Source organism: Bradyrhizobium macuxiense (assembly GCF_007993935.1).
GTDB lineage: Bacteria > Pseudomonadota > Alphaproteobacteria > Rhizobiales > Xanthobacteraceae > Bradyrhizobium > Bradyrhizobium macuxiense_A.
The window spans coordinates 895,407-911,034 of record NZ_VITY01000001.1; the positions used below are offsets into that span (position 1 = coordinate 895,407).

Here is a 15,628-nt window from a genome sequence, read left to right on the forward strand (position 1 = left end):
ATTTTTCCGATCCACCGCGAAGACGGATGCCGTTCATTGAATCTACCGGCCTGCTGCGAATATTTTTTGTGCGACAATCACGTGAAAATTCGCGCCGGGATTTCAGCCGACCAGCACGACACCACCCGGTAGCGATCGGGTCCGAATGCCCATCGCCTTCGAGATGAAATCGACGACGTCCTCGATCCGATCGATGCGAAAATTCGCGACCACCTGGCGACGACCGAGCACCGTGTCGAGCAGGATCACACGGCCGGGCCGATAGCGATTGACCTCGTCAATCACCTGCGCCAGCGGAGCGCGCCGAAACACCAGCAATCCACGCTGCCAGGCGACGACCGCGTCAGGATCGATCGACGTGACGTCGCCTGCGCCCTGCGGCCCGTAGACGACATGCTGTCCCGCGCGGATCGCAATCTCCCTGCCCTGGCAGCTCACCGTCACCATCCCGGCAACGCAACTGACGCCGACCGAGGCGCCGTCCTTGCGGATGTTGAACGATGCCTCGCGTGACGCGATGCGCCCGTTGCCGGCGATCATGACCAGCTCTCGATCCGCGCCGCCATGGGTGGACACCGCCGCCTCTCCGGTGATCAGCTCGACCCGGACGTCGCCGTCAGCGAGTGCTTGTTGGTCAAGGCTGGTGCGCGTGTTGAGTTCGATCGCGGCAAGCTTCTCGATCTCGATCTGCCGCCGCTCCCCCGTCCTGGTCCGGTAGTCGGCGGCGAGCTCTGCGACAGATGGCCACAGTTCAAGCGGCGGACGGAGCACCAGCGCACCTGCCGCCGATGCGGCAAGTGCCGCGCCACCGACCAGAAAGCCGCGCCGGACAAGCTGCCGGCCCGAACGGAGCGCCGACGGCGAACCGGCCCGGTCGCTCTCTGCCCTGCGGGCCGCATCGCCGAGAACGTTCCAGAACAGCGCGGCCTTGGCGAATTCTGCGGCATGGGCCGGGCTGCTGGTGCGCCATCGATCAAGCGCTTCCGCGTCGGCAGACGTGGCCTCGCCGCTGTTCAACCGGCGCAGCCAGTCGAGCGCTTCCGTGCGCAGCGCTGCCGGGTCTCGGTCAGGCGTCGTCATGGTTCAATCCGTCTCAAAACAAACCCTCATGTCCTAGACGGTCCTCGGCCGCCGGTTCCTCCCCCGGCATCGGTATTTTCCCAGATCTTGCTGAGTTGCTCGAGCGCGATGGCCAACTCGCGATCGACCACCCGCACCGTGACGCCCAGACGGGCGGCAATCATCTTGTATGGCAGGCCCTCCAGACGTGCGGCGACGAAAATCGCGCGGCGGCGCTCCGGCATCGCATTGATGGCGCCGGCAAGGGCGGCCAGCTCGAGGCGCGCCTCGGCAATGCGCGCCGGGTCGAGATCATCCTGCGCGCGCAGGTGAATGGCCTCGACATCGGCGGCAGCCAGCCGCGATCGCTCCGATCGCCGGCGGTCGGCCGCGATATTGAGCGCGACGCGGTAGAGATAGGATCTTGGATTCTTGACCGCGGCTGCGGACGTGCCGGCATCGGCACGCTGAAGCCGCAGCCACGCCTCATGGAGCACCTCGGTCGCGAAATCGAACGAGCCGAAGCGCCGACCAAGCCGTTCCTTCAAGCCGTGATAATCGTCGACCAGAAGCCGGCGCAGCGCCAGGAACAGCTCGCTCATCTGCGGGCCTCGCGTCCGCGGCCGGACGGATGTGGCTCCGGACAGTATCCCGTCGTGGTGCCCTCGGGCGTCACCAGCAAGGTGATCGGCTGCGGCAGATCGCCGGGCGGAGGTACTCCGACCGAAAGCTCGCGAAAGCCCGCCAGCAGCGCGGCATCACGGCGGCCATCGCCTGATGACGTCAAGAGTTGGGCGCGATCCGTCGTGCCTGATGGTCCGATCCACACCTGCGCCAGCACACGATAGGATCCGGGTGCCGTATCCCGGTCATGGCAAAGCATTCTGCGGAGTGCGCCCTGTAGCGCGGCCGAATATTCATTGAAGCGGCGCACCGACGGCGACATCTCGCTCGCCCCGGACCGCGCTCCGTCCGGCACGAGCGTAAAACCCTGCTCCCCGATCATGCGCGCCGCAAGTCCGGTACCTGCGAGCAATTGCCTGAGCGCCGCCTCGGACGTGAAGCTTCCTTTCAGCCGGTTCGCACGACGTCCGTCCGTGAGACCGGGATCGAACAGCAGTTGAACCCGGGTGATCATGCCATATGTGCTGAGCGCAGCCTCGAGCGGCTGGGCTGGAATATCGAACGCGATGACCTGTTCCGCCGCCGATGCCGGCGGCTGAACGGCGCCGGCGACCGCCGCCAGCTCGATCACGATCGGCAAGACCCAGGGACGCAGCACCCAGGAACGCAGCGCCCGCCCCGCGTGCGGGAAACGCAAAACCATCGCCATCTTCGCGGGATCCAAGATCGGGATTCGGCCCGCTAGGTAACGTTCGCATATGACAGTGAGACGACAGCGCAGGATCCAATCCCGTAGGGCGGGCTATGCGGCCCTATGCCACCCCTGTCGCGTCACGCCCTCTTCAATCCGGCATCCATCTGATGGAAGCCGGATCGGCGGGCCGCGTGGTGGTGTAGGTCACGAGGTCGTATCCTCGCTCGACGACGAGATCGGCAACTTCGACGAAGCCTTCGCCACTCTCTTCCTTCGAGCTATGAAGCGTGACATCGCTCAGGGGAACATCCTGGTTCGTCAGTGACAGCCTGACCATCCCCTGATGATCGCGGATTGGCCTGCAAACCGGAATCAGCCTCGCCTCGAAATTGGTCGGGTGATATGGCTTGAGGCGCAAGTTCTTGTAGAAGGTTCTGTCTCCCTCGATCGACAGCACGCTCTTGCAGGCTGCTGAATTCACCATGAGCCCGCGGACCGATGAATCCGACCCGATGTGGATCGGATACGTCTCTCCACGTTCCAGCCTGACACCCGAAAACGTTATCAGCCTCGACGAGTATTCAAGCGGAGTGCTCGGTATCTGATCCCTGAGCGGGACGCGTTCGTAAGCCGTGAATGCAAACGTGCGTTTGCACTTTGCGGTCGCCGCGTTTCGTATCTTAGTCAAGAAATTGCCAAGGTGCGTAGCTATCACCCCTGACAGGAACTCGGCCGGATGACTGCCGTCTGCATATAGTTCCTTCGCGTCCACGTTGTTGGACTTGACGACGGCGGCAATGACGTCCCTGACGTCAAGGTAGTACCAGTCCTGCTTCTGGCAGACTGAAATGCAGGCGGAGATGATCGTCCTGGACGCGTTGATGTCGCTTACCGGTATGCAAACGAAAACCGGCTCGCAATTGGCGCGTTTGGCAGAATGCCCAATCCACTCAACCCACTTCACAACATCGTAGTAATCGATCGCATTGGCCGAAAGGAGCGAAAAATCGATGACGCACGTGTCGACAATGCAGAACTCCGAGCCTTTGAAGAAGTCGCCCTGGGCAAAGTAAGGGCCGAGCAAGGATGGAGATGCACCGATCCTTCCCGCTGATTTCATTTCAATTGTGTCATCAGCGTCCAGAAACTTCTGGAAAAAGCCCGCCTTCAAGATGCTGTTTGACTGTCCCAGGATCGAAATGCTCAGCGACATCGGATTGACTGCCTTCAGATGGAACCGCGCAATGACATCGACAACGCCTGACGGAACGCTCCGCCACACCGCGTCAACGACATCAATCGTCTATGCCGCGGCGACGTTAGCAATGGTCGCGACACTCTGTCTACCGTCGGTGGGACGAGCGCAGAGTGCGCGAGCTGCATGCGACAAGACCGATGCGCAATTCGCCGTGACACCGGCAATGCCGGACAATGCCGATGCTCTACGCAAATATGAGCGAAATGTGTCAGGCTTAACCGGCGATGTTTCGACGGTCATGCTCGGCGACTCGCTGGTCGAGGCGTGGCCGAAGGAGTTGTCAGCCTCGCTCGGCGCCGGACCGGTGGCCAACCTCGGCGTCGGACGCGACAGGATTCAGAACACGCTCTGGTTCATCGAACACGAGCGCGAGCGATTGCGTAAGATCAAGCCGAGGTCCGTCATCGTGCTGGTCGGGACCAACAACATCTACCTCGACAAGCCGTGCGGCGTGATGGAATCCTATCAAAAGCTGTTTGAGGAGATCAGGGCGCTTTGGCCGAACGGCAAGATCTACTCGATCCAGATTCTTCCGCGAGGCGAGCAAATGAAGGGCGCGGCCGAGAACATTGGATCGGTCAATTCCGAACTCAGCCGAAGAAGCCGGGAGCTCGGAATCAGGACAATCGACGCCTCCAACATCGCATGCGGACGGACCACGCCGTGCGCCAATTACAAGAGCGATCTCCTGCACCTGACGCCATCGGGATATGAAGCCCTGACCAGGATCGCCCGGGACGGCATCGGTTCATCATAGGCGTTCAGCGCGGCTGTACGGTAACGAGCGCCAGCAACAGGACCGCGCGCGATCCTCGCGCCCGATCCGATCTCCTAGGTCAGCATCGAGATGATCGACTGCAGCTGATCGGATGCCGACGTCACGAGCCCGTCGAACGACGTCTGGCCGTGGGCGGCCGCCCGCAAGATGCATTCGGCAACGGCCGCCTTGAGACCGAACACGGATTGATCGGCCGGGACGCTTGCCATCACCGTCTCCAGCGCATCGCGCATCGTCTGGATCAGTTCGGCGCTGAACTTCATGGCTATCCTCCGCATGCGCAGGATAGACCGAGCGCGCCAGGCCACCACTCACAAGCCCGCGATTCCAAATTGCCTTTTCTTAATGCGATGACAGACCGGTGAACCGGCGCGGAGCTAGAGATCCTTCTCGGCCAGCTTGCGGAAGTCGTCGGGCACCGAGCGAACGAGCTCCAGCGCCGCCGAACCATATCCGATCGCATCCCAGCCAAAGCGATCGCGGACCTTGTCGATGGCGCGGTCCGCCGCCCAGCGCGCGATCCCCGCCGGGCTCCCGGCGCGAAGCGCTTCATCGGCCAGTCCAAGCGGAAGCTCGAGCGCAAGATCCCAATGCTCCTCGAGGTGCGACACCGAGATCGCCAGCAGCGAAATGAACTTCTCGCCGGGGTGATCGGCAAGCGCGGCGCGCACCAGGTTCTCGGCGAGCCGGGCGAGGATCACCGTCGTACAGATCGGCGCATCGAGCGTCATCGAGCGCGTCACCGACTTCAGGTCGGCGAAACGAACGCGCACCGTCACGGTTCGTCCGGGCCGGGATTTCGCCCGCAGCCGCGTGGCGACGCGATCGGCGAGATGAAGCAGCGTCGGCCGGATGACTTGCTCGATCGCTGGCTTTCGGCCAAGCGCCGATTGTGCGCCCGCCGAGCGCGCGCGCCGATGCGGCTTGAGTTGTCGCGGATCGCGATTCCAGGACAGCGCGGCAAGCTTCTCGCCCGCCGCAGGACCGAGCAACCGCGTCAGCGACCGCTCCGACAATCGAGCGAGCTGACCGATCGTCGAGACGCCGATCGCGTCCAGCCGCGTCCGGGTGACCGGTCCTACGCCCCACATCAATTCAACCGGCAATTCATGAAGGAAGCCGAGCTCGGCGTCGGGATCAACGACGACAAGTCCATCGGGCTTGGCAACCTGCGAGGCGATCTTCGCGAGGTGCTTGGTGCGGGCGACGCCGACCGAGATCGCAAGGCCGAGCTCGGTGCGCACGCGCCGCCGCATCGCCGCGGCAATTTCGGCGGGCGCTCCGAACAGATGCGTACAGCCGGCAACGTCGGCAAACGCCTCGTCGATCGAAATGCGCTCGACCAGCGGCGTGAAGTCGCCGATCACCTTGATGGCCGCGTCGCCCAGCCGTTGGTAATCGCTGAAGTGGCCGCCGACGAAGATGAGCTGCGGGCAGAGCCGGCGAGCTTCCCGTCCCGGCATGCCGCTGTGCACCCCGAAGGCCTTGGCCTCATAGGACGCTGCAAGCACAACGCCGCCCCCGACGGCGACCGGCTTGCCTTGCAGCGACGGCTCGAGCAGCTGCTCGACCGACGCGTAAAACGCATCCAGGTCCGCGTGAAGGATGGTGGCTGCGGCTGCCATCTCGGCCCGTTCATCCCTGACCTGAGCAAGACCGCCCGTCCTTGGACGCTACGACGGCCATCAGAACAAATCAAGAACATATTCAAGCCCGATTGTCAGCGGGCGTTGGCGTGCACTCCCCGTCGACGCGCATCTTGGCTCGCGCGATATCGAAGCGAGACGGCAGAAGCTGGTGATGGCGCCACCGCCAGGCGGTTGGCAGATCGCTCCGCATCCACCATGGCACGCTTGGCCGAAGACGCGCGCGACGACGCACGGCTCTCGCATCACCTGCTGCACTGGTGCGCGCGGGCCGGCATGCTTTGACGAGCGGGCTTTTTCGGGTAGACATCCCAAATGACCGACCACTCTCATCAGGTGGACTTCCAGGCCGCGGCCTACCTATACAAATGGCCTTCGCTCGGCAATTCCAGGCGAGAGGATCGCGCGCCGTATATGATCGTCAACGGAACGCTCGACCAATGCATTCGGGACTTCATGGGCAAACCCGAGAAGACCCGACATCTCTATGAGATCCGGACCCAGTCGCAGCCTCCCCTCGTCCCCGATGTGCTGTCGCCCGAGCACGTGATCGAGCTCTCCAGGCTACGGGAATTTCTCTGAGCTGCGCCGGTGGACTCGATCCCGGCAGTCGCGTTCGCAGGCGGACTTATCCATCCGTCATGCGCCTGAAGGCGGATTGTTTGCCCGCGGGGCAACCGCTACAGTCGCCTGGCTCTCCGACTGACGGGCATCCACGACGGCATGTTTGATCGGTTTCGACCTCCGCTGAGGTTCGCACGTCGCCCGCACGGGAGAGCAACGGCTGCACGACCGCTTGATGGGACATCGAGGGGCGCCACATGAGATTCAACCTGGCGATCCTGAGCGTGCTGGCCGCAAGACCCGAGCAACGGATCCCGCTCGACGAGGTCAGCCGCGAAGTCAAGCGCATGATCGCCGCGGGCGATGCCGCCACGAAGCTGAAGCGATCGTCCGAACTTGGCGACGCCGACGTGTTCCAATCCGGATGGGCATCGATCAATGAGACGGGGCTGCAGATCACGGAGCCCGGTCTCGCGCTGTGGCGCTCGCTCGAAGCGTCCCGCGTCGAACAGGAGCTCGCCGAGCAGGAGATCGCCGAGCAGAAACTCGGCGAGCAGGAGCTCGGCGAACCGCGGGTGGAGCGATCGGAGATTGCTGCGGCCGACACGCGCGATGCGATCGGCGATGCTGTGGTCGAGCAGCCCGACGATATTGCTCGCCAATTGCCGCGCCTGATGGAAGAGCTCGCCGGTCGCGCGACCTCGAACGCGAGCCGATCAACGGCAGCACCCGACCTGCCCGCACGCGCTCCGATCGTCCCCGAGCCGGCCTTTGGCTCCATTCATCCGGCGGATCGAAACGATGCTCGGCTGTCGCAACTTGCCGGATGGCTGGGCGCCAGAATGCCCAAGCTCCGGCGCGCGCGGAAACGGCGATCCGCGGACGACGGACGGGATCGACGCAGCGAAAGCCGCGGCGGAATGACGGGGCTGGCTGTTGCGTGCCTCAGCCTGATTTCGGTCGTTGCATGCGTTGCTGCAGCGATCGCGCTCGGCCAGATCTCCACGTTGAAGTCGGACAATGCCGCGCTGCGTCGGGAGCTGGTCCCGTTGAGGGACCGTCTCGCAAAGCTCGAACAGGACGCCGCGAAACGCGAAGCCGCCGAGCAGAACGCAGCGCAGGACAAGGCCGAAGCGGAAAAGGCTGCTGACGCCGCCAGCGAACAGGCAGCGCTCAACCTCTCGCGCGAAGAGATTCAGCTGATCAGGGAATACATCAAGGCCGCGCCTTCGGCCGGCGCGGGGGCGCCGGCGGTCAATGTCGGCGATCCCATCACCGGCGGAATGATCCCGCTGCCATCCGCGCTGACGCAGAAAGTTCCGCGGCTCGTCGGTGCGCGATTTGCGACCCGTAGTGGCACCATCATCATCAGCACGCGAAACAGCCGCCGGGTCGATGCCGTGCTGATGCCGAACTAGCAGAACGCGCCCAGCGCCACGCGTATCTTTGCCGAAACGAATGACATGATCAGCTGGCCGCCGACGCCTTCAAACGCGGCGCGTTGCATGATTTAGATTACAAATCATTTCAATATCTTAGTACGATTGTTTTCGCCAAAATACTCTCATTTGTTGCAGTCGAGCAGAATACAATTTTCTTAATCTCTCAATCTAAGATAGTATAGAGTCTAATCTGAGGTTAGACTGTTCGGCGGGCCTTGCCGTTAACGATCTTCGCCTTCGCTTCGCGATCGAGCTGTTTGTGCGTCTTCAGCCAAAACAAGCGACGCAATGCACGATCCATGGCAGCGTCCAAGCGCTCCTCGACCGCAACGTCCTCCATAGTATTCTCAGCGGCGAGAAACTCGGCTGCCGCCGGAAGGTATCCGTTGGGATCGGGGCGGCGCTCGCGGATCAACGGTAGTAGAACGTTGTCGATCTCCCTTTTTAAGGCGACGATCCAATGCTCTGTCGTCCCATAACTGCCTTCACGCACTTTTGCGTTGAGATGATCACTAAATTCGCTTGGCAGGAATGAAATGCCCAATCTCAAAAGTTTTGCGTCCTTGTCGCGGTGTAGGTCCGCGCTGAAGCGCAGTAGGCGCTCATAGTCGTCGCGCGGAGGGGCGCGCTTCTGCATGAGAGAATGCTTTGTAACCTCAAGCTCATTATCAAAGAGAGCCGGCGGGCTTTCTTGGAATACCCGATTCTCCACCTTTCGGAGAAGAACTGCCGTGTCCAGCTTTCGCTTTGCGCGGAGACGCTGCTTGCGCCACTGGCAGAGAAAGATAGTTTCGACGCAATCAATTTCGGACGGCCCTTCGGGGTGCCACTCCTCCCAGATTGCGCGACGAAGGTCGTCAAAAGCGCTGGGATCCTCCCAAGGCAAGAGCTCAACGGTAGAGTACGCCCCATGCTTGAGCGCGTTCGGCTTGCGTGAGCGCTTCGCCGGCACGCTCGCCTTATTCTTCCTCTCGGGCACCATCGCCGGGCGTCCTCGGTTTACTTGTGTATATTGGGCGTCCGCTGCGATTCACTTTCCGGGACCGACATAACTCAGTGCGAGGATGGAGCGCGAGAAGACAAGCCCGCCACCGAATCCGTAGATCACTCAAAACACAATGTGCCAGCGGCAAGCGGGTCTATCCACAGCCATTTCGGTCGAGCAGTGCCCCTCCGGGTCAGAGCGTTAGAGCTGTATGACGTTGTCTCTATCAGGGAAAAGCGAGCTGTGATGCGCCGGGCGTAACCCGGTCACTGCGGTTGAGAGACGTGGCGCGGCATACGTGCGAGCGCCCCGACTCGCTCCTCAACGGCGCGGAGGATCCCAGGCACTCGCCTAGCGGTTGCGGTATCCCGTTAGGCGAATAGATATGGAGCCCACAGCGTCGAGTTGTCACACAACCATCGTCGCCGCGCGATCCAGGGTGGAACCAAATCGAATTCACGTCCGTCAACAGACAGTCTCTACCCTCAAATACAAGCGATAAGGCCTTGCAATCGCCGTGATTTGGCAAACGCTCTGACCACACCTTTAGGCACGCTGGCAGCACTCCAATCCGGGCGGCAGAACTTCCGGAAAATTAGAGTCTTAATTTCATTCGATTGTCTCGCAATCCGCGCACCGGAGATTTAAACAACCTTAGGCTTTGCCACACTAGTTCGCTTCTGGACGCGACAATGGGTCTCGAAAACATGGGCAGGGCTCCAATGAAGGCCATTTTCGTTAGATTTTTGAAGAATGAATCCGGCGCGACCGCCATCGAATACGGACTGATCGCAACAGGCATCGCGATTGCGATCATCGCTGCTGTGAATGGCGTCGGCACGAACCTGAGCGGGACCTTCAGCACGATCGCCGGCTCGCTCAAGTAACTCGCACATGGCGTTCTCAGCGCCATGTGACTAGTTGAGTTGCAGCGTTCCGGGTGAGTCCTGTGTCACCCGGAGCGTTACCCAACAGGCAGCTCGATAGCTTGCCGCTACTGGCGAACACCCAGCGGGACCTCCCGCTCCTCCAAAAGAGGGCGGACCATTCTAGTGGACCAACTCCCTGCTCCAAGGTAAATCAAAGATCAGGTCGGCGAGCCGAATCCCGAGCCGCATCGCTGGATGGCACCGCTGCCAGATCTTCTCGATTCCAGACCACGGAAAGATCGACGCTCTAGGTGGTGTGGACAGTTACCGGATCGATAGGACGATAGCAGCCAGAGTGACGACGGCTCGGTAATTTCTGGCTGTCTTTTCGAAGCGTGTTGCGACCCTGCGGAACTGCTTAAGCTTACTGAAGCAGCATTCGACGAGATACCGCTGGGCATAGAGATGCTTGTCGAGCGGATGCTTGAGTGCGCGTGACGGGTTGTTGGGGATGACGGCAAGCGCGCCCTTGGCTGTGATGGCCTGACGCAAGTGATCCGCGTCATAGGCTGCATCGGCCATGACGACCTCGGCGGGTAATCCTTCGATCAATGTGGCGGCTTGCGGTGCATCGCCCTTCTGGCCCGCGATGAGCGTGAACCGCACGGGACATCCCAACCCCCGTACGGCCATATGTATCTTGGTGCTCAAGCCGCCGCGCGAGCGCCCGATAGCTTGATCTTCAGACCCCCTTTTTTCGCCCCGGCGGCGTGCTGATGCGCCCGGACGATGGTGGAATCCACGATCAGATATTAGAAGTCCGGATCCTCGGACATCGCCTCGAAGATGCGGCACCAGACACCCTTCCGGCTCCATCGACTGAAGCGCCGGAACACACTGTTCCAATCTCCAAACGCCTCCGGAAGATCACGCCAGGGAGAGCCCGTACGCACGATCCAAAGCATCCCTTCCACGAACATCCGGTTGTCGCGTCCAGTCGAGCCCTTCTGGTCAGGCCGGCCGATGATCAGCGGCGCCATCCGCCCCAAGGCCGCGTCGCTCAACACCAAACGATCCATCACACCCAAGACTGCCTCCCAAAAATGAAGCCTTAAATCTGATTTGCTCTCAAAAGGGAATCCTTAGAGTCCACACCACCTAAGCCCCGGCTAACAATCGATATCCGATCGTGAGAAAAAATACGCCGTCGGGCTCGAAATATCGTGTCCCGCCGGCGCCCTGCTACTGGGCCCCTGAAATCCCCCAGCGCGCTACGCACTACCAGTAGTCGCACCGCGCATTTGTGAACAAGTTCACACTCTGCGCCCCGTAAGACCACGGTGCATTCTGGGCTCCCAGGCAGCCGTGTCAGCAAATTCTCGTTTTCCTTGGCGTTAGCCAGCAGCGATGCGACCTTGCGCAAGTCTTCAACCGAATCCTTGGTTGAAACGCCACCCTGCCCGACACCAAACCAGATCTGTTGAAACCGCTCGGCGGTCAGGCCGGCAAATCGCGCTTTCTTTTGAAAGGTCGGCCAATTGACCGTTGACCTGGGCGAACACCGTCAAAAGGCTGCGACCAAGCCGGTGACGCCAGCGGCGGTCACGCCAAGCGACGCAAACCCGCCCAGGGTGGGGCTGGATAACAATCCGTCAAACATCAACAAAAACATACACTTAACGCAACCGTCGATCGACCGATTGTACCACCCAAATGTGCCGATGTCGACCGAGCATCGGCCGCTCAACTCGCGAGATCGGGACAAACGCTTGGTGCGGAGCTCCTGGATGGCCTCTCATCATTTGCCTTCCAGGACACGACATAGCCAGCCCCACACGGGCTTCACCCTCATGCTAGTCAAGCAGTTGAGATCAAGGGGACAAGGCCGAAAAGCGGACGGCGTGAAAGCCGAAAGCAGGAGTGGGCTCCGGTGACTCCAGACCCACAGCGGCTGCGCAATTGACAGATATGTTGCGTGGTAGCCCCGCCAGAGGAAGCGGGCGTAGGGGCGCCGAACTCGCACCGCGCTGGCTGGTGCTTCATCTGGTGATGCATCGACCGGTGAAATCGCGCCCGCAGAACCCGCGCCCTGCGACTTCGCATGATCGGCGAGCTTGCGTACGTATCCTCTAGGTGATCCGATCCAGCAGCGGTGCAAGCAACGCCACGAGCTCGGCCTGCCGGTGCACGCCGGCCTTCGCAAAGACGCTCTTGAGTTGGTTTCGACCCGTTTCCTTTGTGATGCCGAAACGCTGAGTTACCTCTTCTAGCGCTTCACCAGATGCCAGTCTTGCCGCAAGGCGAGCCTCAGCTTCGCTCAATCCAAAAGCCACCTGTAGAGTAGCGTGCGCGGGCCGTGACACGTGGTCCGGGTCAATCAAAATAACAATGGCCTGACAATCTGCGAACGCGTTGGCTGTCATGCTTGGAAGCTTTGCCGGATAAGCCAGCAGCGGTCTTCGACCAAGTCGCGGCAGGGGCACTGGCGGCAAGAAGCCACCGCGATCGCGGCGCCATAACAGATCGTGAATGGCGCGTTCTAAAGACAGATTAGCCTTCAAGTCCTTGCCGACCAATCTTCTCTTCACGATCCGAACCTCTCCTCGCAGAAGAAGTTCCGCGCAAGGATTCGCCTGGAAGATTTCTCCCATTCGATTGATCAAGACGATCGCGGTGCGGCTGATCTCGAAGGCGTCCACTGCTCCTTTCGTGGTCGCGGAGCCCATCGCGCGAGCAAGCGCTGCACCTGCGGAGAGATGGTTGGACAATTTAGCGAGTTGCTTTTTTTCTGCCTCAGAGAACGGACCTTGCTTGATCGTGCGCTGTAAGGAGAGACACCATATGTCTTCGCCGCAGGCCACCCTGACGCCTGCAAACCAGCGCAAACCGTGCGGAGCAAGGAACTCTTGGTAATAGGGATGTCGCTCTATCTTATCGAGACCCGAAATGTCGAGATCGTCAGTGACGCCTCTTTGCATCATGATGTTTATCCCGAGATTCCGCTCGTCCCGCAGATACCAACCATCGCGAAAATAGGCGTCGGCCGATTCATTCATCGATTGCGTAAAGGGCACGTTTGGTATCAGGCCGCCTTTGATGGGAAGGAGAATAGCGCCAAAGCTGTCAGTGAGGGCCGCGGCAGTGTCCAGCACCGTCTCCCACGGGCTGTAGTTGAGGGCAGCATCGGCAAAAGCTTGCTCGACAGCGCCAAGCTTCCACTTTGGCACAGTTCGCCTCCCAAAAACTGACCACGAAAAAAGGTTGGCTTCGTCAGTCCAAGAGTCGAAATCTTGGGGCGTTGACCCAAATGGGTCAAGACGGTTTAGCTTTAGGCTGCATAAATATTTGAGCCATCTCCGTATTATACCGGGGAATTTTTAGGCGAACATTTTTTAATGCGGCAGGGAGACGTTATTCGCCAACGCCGGAGCATATGCGTGAACCCGCGACGCGGCTTGGCTGAAGTCTCTCAACGATTTTATCGACACGTGTCGCAAACCGCGAAGCGTGGCGGAGATGAGTTATGTCGAAGATTGCGACCTTCCATCTCGACGCGACCTCAGAGGGCTTAAACGCTCCCGTCGCATATGCTGAGCGAGGATCTTCAATGAAGCTCGCTCTGTTCCGAAAGCTGCAGAAGCCAATCGCTGATCATCTCAGCGCGAACTCCTCAAGATCGCACTGGCTTCGCCGTCGGTGTGAGTATCCATTATGGCGCAGCGACACGGATCGGCGGAACCATTACAGCCACTTATGGCCGCAATCCTGGCGGATTGAACATTGCGGTCAAGTTTACGAACAAGGCGATGGAGCGGACGCAATCCCAGTTTCCAGCGCGACCATAATAATACGCCGTTGCGCCAGACTATCGTCTTTGATCTGGGACGTACGGTTCGTGCCGATGCGGTGACATTCGTCTGGTCAATAGTGCGCCGGTGTTTGACCTGAACGAACCGTCTCCTGGCCACGCCGATTTCGCTCGGTTGCAATAGCCTGTCTCCTTATTTCAGTAGTTTATTTGGAGGGTCGATTATGCCGCTGACCTACACCTGGATTGACGGGACGACGGGAGACTGGGGGACGGCGGCGAACTGGTCCGGCGGGGTGGTGCCGGATGGCACGACGAACGCGACGATCGCTGGCACGGGCACCGAGACGGTGACGGTGTCCAGCAATCAATCCGTCAACCTCCTGACGCTTGACGATCCCAACGCGACCCTGTCGGTGACGGGCAATGCCTACTTGTCGGCCTATGGTGGGCTATCGGCTTCGGCAGTCCACGAGATCGACGTTACCCAGGGTACGCTTCTGCTCGGCGGGGGGTCGCAGGGCATCGACAACACCACGATCAATTTGGGTGTTTGGACGCCTTCCTACCAACTAGGAATCCTGACCACCGATCCGCTTTCGCAGCTACCTGCGGTCCTGACCTTCGGTCCAAACCTCACGATCAATTCTGCCTATGGTCAGATCGTGAGCGGCAATGCGTCAGGTGACGGGATCGTCAATCACGGCACGATCAACGACACGGCAAATCTGAGTCTCAGCGGCTATGCGATCACCAATGATGGTGCGATCAGCGGCGGCAGTGGAACTACTTTATCTATCAATGGGTCCTCTTCCATCACCAATGACGCTACAGGGATCATCTCTGCGGACAATTTGAGCTTCAACAACGGCGGAGCTTTCGTCAACCAAGGGACGATCTCTGGCTATAGTTCTCTGTATTTCTCCAGCGCCTACAATGCGAGCTTCGCCAACGATGGCACGATCTCTGGCGGCTATCTGAGCTTCAACCAATACGTTGGAGCGTTCGACAATCGCGGGACCATATCGGGCACCAGCGTCGTGCTCTCCGACAGTGTTGGGGCGTTCACAAACGAGGGGGGCATCACAGCAGATAATGTAAATCTAACCGTTGCTTCGGCTGGCTTTACCAATACCGGCACGATCTCTGGCAAAAACCTCAACATCTACACAAACTACGATACGTTCGTGAACTCCGGGACGATCGCCGCCGATGTTAGCGGCGGAAGTGGAAGTCTCACCCATTATACCTTTTCTAATAGCCAATCCTTCGACAATGAAGGCACCATCGCGGTCAGCAACGACGATACCCTCTATTTGACCCTCCAGGGTGGTAGCAGCGGCGTCAACAACAACATCATCTCGGTGGGCTCAGGTGGTCACCTGATCCTCAATGGTACGCTCGGCGGCTCTGGCAGCATGGTCATCAATGATGGTGGCTTGTTGGAGGCGGCCGGCGGCAATCTCTCCGACGCCGTGAACTTCGCCGGGATCGGCACGCTGCAGCTCGACGCAGCCAACGCCTTCACGGGCACAATATCCGGTCTCACCACCGGCGATGCGATCGACTTCGCGCACGCCGCCATCACGGATGCGCAAATCAACGGCAACGTCCTCACAGTCACCTATGCCGGCGGCCAGACCACACAATTTACCCTCACAACACCAATCCCGAACGGTGATTTCGTTCAGACAACATTTGATGGATCAGGTGGCACCAAGGTTGTGGTGACTGATGTGCCATTGCCGCCACCTCCTACCTACACCTGGATTGACGGGACGACGGGAGACTGGGGGACGGCGGCGAACTGGTCCGGCGGGGTGGTGCCGGATGGCACGACGAACGCGACGATCGCTGGCACGGGCACCGAGACGGTGACGGTGTCCAGCAATCAATCCGTC

Annotated in this window: 13 protein-coding genes and 1 pseudogene; 5 read left to right on the forward strand and 9 right to left on the reverse strand. The window is 60.3% G+C overall.

The features are described 5' to 3' along the window. Window positions 1-102 precede the first annotated feature (102 nt). From FBZ93_RS04205 to FBZ93_RS04220, 4 genes are all read right to left on the reverse strand, one after another. Entirely contained in the window at window positions 103-1,080 is a 978-nt protein-coding gene (locus tag FBZ93_RS04205; RefSeq protein ID WP_146984671.1) for a FecR family protein, read from the reverse strand. A gap of 26 nt (window positions 1,081-1,106) precedes the next feature. Next, window positions 1,107-1,661, reverse strand: a complete 555-nt coding sequence (locus FBZ93_RS04210) for an RNA polymerase sigma factor (protein WP_146984672.1) — start codon at window positions 1,659-1,661, stop codon at window positions 1,107-1,109. Beyond that, entirely contained in the window at window positions 1,658-2,386 is a 729-nt protein-coding gene (locus tag FBZ93_RS04215) for a secretin and TonB N-terminal domain-containing protein (RefSeq protein ID WP_167528910.1), read from the reverse strand. The genes FBZ93_RS04210 and FBZ93_RS04215 overlap by 4 nt, the downstream gene beginning before the upstream one ends. Before the next feature lie 139 nt (window positions 2,387-2,525). Then, on the reverse strand, window positions 2,526-3,590 hold the full coding sequence (locus FBZ93_RS04220; RefSeq protein WP_146984674.1) for a hypothetical protein: 1,065 nt from the start codon (window positions 3,588-3,590) through the stop codon (window positions 2,526-2,528). 250 nt (window positions 3,591-3,840) lie between these two features. Between FBZ93_RS04220 and FBZ93_RS04225 the strand changes: the two genes are divergently transcribed. Continuing rightward, a complete protein-coding gene (locus FBZ93_RS04225) occupies window positions 3,841-4,392 on the forward strand; it encodes an SGNH/GDSL hydrolase family protein (protein WP_167528911.1) in 552 nt (183 codons plus the stop codon). Between the two features lie 74 nt (window positions 4,393-4,466). On the opposite strand, the gene FBZ93_RS04230 is transcribed toward FBZ93_RS04225, so the two are convergent. After that, window positions 4,467-4,676, reverse strand: a complete 210-nt coding sequence (locus tag FBZ93_RS04230) for a hypothetical protein (protein ID WP_050424668.1) — start codon at window positions 4,674-4,676, stop codon at window positions 4,467-4,469. Between the two features lie 114 nt (window positions 4,677-4,790). Further along, entirely contained in the window at window positions 4,791-6,038 is a 1,248-nt protein-coding gene (gene dinB / locus FBZ93_RS04235) for a DNA polymerase IV (RefSeq protein WP_146984676.1), read from the reverse strand. 336 nt (window positions 6,039-6,374) lie between these two features. On the opposite strand from dinB, the gene FBZ93_RS04240 reads away from it, so the two are divergent. Together FBZ93_RS04240 and FBZ93_RS04245 are read left to right on the forward strand one after the other, a co-directional pair. Then, window positions 6,375-6,641: a hypothetical protein gene (locus FBZ93_RS04240; RefSeq protein WP_146984677.1), complete on the forward strand. Its 267-nt coding sequence runs from the start codon at window positions 6,375-6,377 to the stop codon at window positions 6,639-6,641. A 239-nt stretch (window positions 6,642-6,880) separates the two neighbouring features. After that, the gene (locus FBZ93_RS04245; RefSeq protein ID WP_146984678.1) at window positions 6,881-8,041 is read left to right on the forward strand and encodes a hypothetical protein; all 1,161 of its coding nucleotides are present in this window, start codon (window positions 6,881-6,883) and stop codon (window positions 8,039-8,041) included. 220 nt (window positions 8,042-8,261) lie between these two features. Here the strand turns inward: FBZ93_RS04245 and FBZ93_RS04250 are convergent, their stop codons facing one another. Then, the gene (locus tag FBZ93_RS04250; RefSeq protein WP_146984679.1) at window positions 8,262-9,047 is read right to left on the reverse strand and encodes a hypothetical protein; all 786 of its coding nucleotides are present in this window, start codon (window positions 9,045-9,047) and stop codon (window positions 8,262-8,264) included. 725 nt (window positions 9,048-9,772) lie between these two features. Here FBZ93_RS04250 and FBZ93_RS04255 point away from each other — a divergent pair. Continuing rightward, window positions 9,773-9,937, forward strand: a complete 165-nt coding sequence (locus FBZ93_RS04255; protein WP_074130264.1) for a Flp family type IVb pilin — start codon at window positions 9,773-9,775, stop codon at window positions 9,935-9,937. Between the two features lie 306 nt (window positions 9,938-10,243). On the opposite strand, the pseudogene FBZ93_RS04260 reads toward FBZ93_RS04255, so the two are convergent. Both FBZ93_RS04260 and FBZ93_RS04265 read right to left on the reverse strand, forming a co-directional pair. Then, window positions 10,244-11,007, reverse strand: a pseudogene (locus FBZ93_RS04260) (IS5 family transposase). Between the two features lie 1,041 nt (window positions 11,008-12,048). Then, window positions 12,049-13,146, reverse strand: a complete 1,098-nt coding sequence (locus FBZ93_RS04265; RefSeq protein WP_146984680.1) for a helix-turn-helix transcriptional regulator — start codon at window positions 13,144-13,146, stop codon at window positions 12,049-12,051. A gap of 805 nt (window positions 13,147-13,951) precedes the next feature. On the opposite strand from FBZ93_RS04265, the gene FBZ93_RS04270 reads away from it, so the two are divergent. Then, on the forward strand, window positions 13,952-15,628 hold a 1,677-nt coding region (locus FBZ93_RS04270; protein ID WP_167528912.1), incomplete at its 3' end, for a beta strand repeat-containing protein.

What these genes read in the sequence shown, in the direction of transcription:
- FBZ93_RS04255 (WP_074130264.1), top strand. Translation starts at nt 9,773, where the DNA reads ATGAAGGCCATTTTCGTTAGATTTTTGAAGAATGAATCCGGCGCGACC.
- FBZ93_RS04220 (WP_146984674.1), bottom strand. Translation starts at nt 3,590, where the DNA reads ATGTCGCTGAGCATTTCGATCCTGGGACAGTCAAACAGCATCTTGAAG.
- dinB (WP_146984676.1), bottom strand. Translation starts at nt 6,038, where the DNA reads ATGGCAGCCGCAGCCACCATCCTTCACGCGGACCTGGATGCGTTTTAC.
- FBZ93_RS04205 (WP_146984671.1), bottom strand. Translation starts at nt 1,080, where the DNA reads ATGACGACGCCTGACCGAGACCCGGCAGCGCTGCGCACGGAAGCGCTC.
- FBZ93_RS04240 (WP_146984677.1), top strand. Translation starts at nt 6,375, where the DNA reads ATGACCGACCACTCTCATCAGGTGGACTTCCAGGCCGCGGCCTACCTA.
- FBZ93_RS04215 (WP_167528910.1), bottom strand. Translation starts at nt 2,386, where the DNA reads ATGGTTTTGCGTTTCCCGCACGCGGGGCGGGCGCTGCGTTCCTGGGTG.
- FBZ93_RS04245 (WP_146984678.1), top strand. Translation starts at nt 6,881, where the DNA reads ATGAGATTCAACCTGGCGATCCTGAGCGTGCTGGCCGCAAGACCCGAG.
- FBZ93_RS04210 (WP_146984672.1), bottom strand. Translation starts at nt 1,661, where the DNA reads ATGAGCGAGCTGTTCCTGGCGCTGCGCCGGCTTCTGGTCGACGATTAT.
- FBZ93_RS04250 (WP_146984679.1), bottom strand. Translation starts at nt 9,047, where the DNA reads ATGGTGCCCGAGAGGAAGAATAAGGCGAGCGTGCCGGCGAAGCGCTCA.
- FBZ93_RS04230 (WP_050424668.1), bottom strand. Translation starts at nt 4,676, where the DNA reads ATGAAGTTCAGCGCCGAACTGATCCAGACGATGCGCGATGCGCTGGAG.